Genomic DNA, 2,500 nt, shown 5'->3' on the forward strand with positions numbered 1-2,500 from the left:
TGGATGCGGGGGTAGGATTTGAACCTACGACCTTCAGGTTATGAGCCTGACGAGCTACCGGGCTGCTCCACCCCGCGTTGGTGGGTGGTTTTTATGGGTGTGGGTGAGCGAGGGGACCTGGCGGCGACCGACTTTTCCGCTCCTTAAGGAGCAGTATCATAGGCGCTGGAGGCTTTAACGGCCGAGTTCGGGATGGGATCGGGTATGGATCCTCCGCCATGGCCACCAGGTCTTCCCGCTCACCCATGTGGGTGTTTGGGGGTGTTTTGGTTGGTGTTTTCTGGAGTGTGACTGACTACTGTGCATGTGTTTTGGTGTGTGAGAGATATGGGCGATTAGGATCAGTCAGCTACACATGTTGCCATGCTTTCACACCTGACCTATCGACGTCCTGGTCTTGGACGGCCCTGTGAGACCTAGTTTTGAGGCTGGTTTCCCGCTTAGATGCTTTCAGCGGTTATCCATTCCGAACTTAGCTACCCGGCTGTGCCGCTGGCGCGACAACCGGTGCACCAGAGGTTCGTTCATCCCGGTCCTCTCGTACTAGGGACAAATCCTCTCAAGTCTCTTACACCCACGGCAGATAGGGACCGAACTGTCTCACGACGTTCTAAACCCAGCTCACGTACCACTTTAATCGGCGAACAGCCGAACCCTTGGGACCTGCTCCAGCCCCAGGATGTGATGAGCCGACATCGAGGTGCCAAACCTCCCCGTCGATGTGGACTCTTGGGGGAGATCAGCCTGTTATCCCTAGAGTACCTTTTATCCGTTGAGCGATGGCCCATCCACGCGGGACCACCGGATCACTATGGCCGACTTTCGTCTCTGCTCGAGCTGTCACTCTCGCAGTCAGGCGGGCTTATGCCATTGCACTCGACAGCCGGTTTCCGACCGGCCTGAGCCCACCATCGCGCGCCTCCGTTATTCTTTGGGAGGCGACCGCCCCAGTCAAACTGCCCACCATACAGGGTCCCGGACCAGGCTGACTGGTCTCGGTTAGATATCAGAAAAGTTCAGGGTGGTATTTCAAGGATGGCTCCACCTGAGCTGGCGCCCGGGTTTCAAAGCCTCCCACCTATCCTACACAAAACTTTCCTGATACCACTGTAAAGCTGCAGTAAAGGTTCATAGGGTCTTTCCGTCTGACCGCGGGTACCCCGCATCTTCACGGGGAGTTCAATTTCGCTGAGCCGATGCTGGAGACAGCGGGGAAGTCGTTACGCCATTCGTGCAGGTCGGAACTTACCCGACAAGGAATTTCGCTACCTTAGGACCGTTATAGTTACGGCCGCCGTTTACCGGGGCTTCGATTCGACGCTTGCACATCTCCTCTTAACCTTCCGGCACCGGGCAGGCGTCAGACCCTATACGTCATCTTTCGATTTCGCAGAGTCCTGTGTTTTTACTAAACAGTCGCTACCCCCTGGTCTGTGCCACCCGCCGATGGTTGCCCACCAACGGGTCTCGTTTCTTCCGAAGTTACACGAGCAATTTGCCTAGTTCCTTCAGCATCGTTCTCTCAAGCGCCTTGGTATACTCTACCAGTCCACCTGTGTCGGTTTCGGGTACGGTCTATATGCCAGAGCTATTTCCTGGAACGGTCCAAAAGCCAGCTCAATCCGATAAGAGCTGACAACATATCTCGTTCGTCACTTCTGGCAGGCTCAGGACTATTAACCTGATTCCCATCGACTACGGCTTTCGCCCTCGCCTTAGGGGCCGGCTCACCCTGCGTGGATTAACCTTGCGCAGGAACCCTTGGACTTTCGGCGACAGTGTTTCTCGCACTGTTTGTCGCTACTCATGTCAGCATTCGCACTTCTGATACCTCCAGAGAGGGTCACCCCGTCTCCTTCGCAGGCTTACAGAACGCTCCGCTACCGCGCATAGTAAACTATGCACCCACAGCTTCGGCACGTGGCTTGAGCCCCGTTACATTTTCGGCGCAGGGTTTCTATTAGACCAGTGAGCTATTACGCTTTCTTTAAAGGATGGCTGCTTCTAAGCCAACCTCCTGGTTGTTTTGGAATCCCCACATCCTTTCCCACTTAGCCACGATTTAGGGGCCTTAGCTGGTGGTCTGGGCTGTTTCCCTCTCGACAATGGACCTTAGCACCCACTGTCTGTCTGCCGTGCTCATACTCCTCGGTATTCGGAGTTTGGTTAGGTGTGGTAAGGCTTTGGGCCCCCCTAGCCCATCCAGTGCTCTACCCCCGAGGGCAATACACGACGATCTACCTCAATAGATTTCGCGGAGAACCAGCTATCTCCGAGTTTGATTGGCCTTTCACCCCTAGCCACAGCTCATCCCCGACTTTTTCAACAGGCGTGGGTTCGGCCCTCCAGTGCGTGTTACCGCACCTTCAGCCTGGCCATGGCTAGATCACTCGGTTTCGGGTCTTCTACCAGTAACTCAGTCGCCCTATTCAGACTCGCTTTCGCTACGCCTACACCTATCGGCTTAAGCTTGCTACGGACAGAAACTCGCTGACCCATT

Annotated in this window: 1 tRNA gene and 2 rRNA genes (1 of these 3 cut by a window edge); all 3 read right to left on the reverse strand. The window is 55.3% G+C overall.

Annotated elements, in window-relative coordinates:
• A tRNA-Met gene (locus CPA54_RS09120) sits at positions 1 to 77 on the reverse strand.
• 38 nt (positions 78 to 115) lie between these two features.
• Positions 116 to 230, reverse strand: a 5S ribosomal RNA gene (gene rrf, locus CPA54_RS09125).
• A gap of 85 nt (positions 231 to 315) precedes the next feature.
• Positions 316 to 2,500, reverse strand: a 23S ribosomal RNA gene (locus CPA54_RS09130) (it continues 552 nt past the right edge of the window).

Origin of the sequence: Parasaccharibacter sp. TMW2.1890, assembly GCF_023337645.1 — a bacterium.
Classification (GTDB): Bacteria; Pseudomonadota; Alphaproteobacteria; order Acetobacterales; family Acetobacteraceae; genus Bombella; species Bombella apis.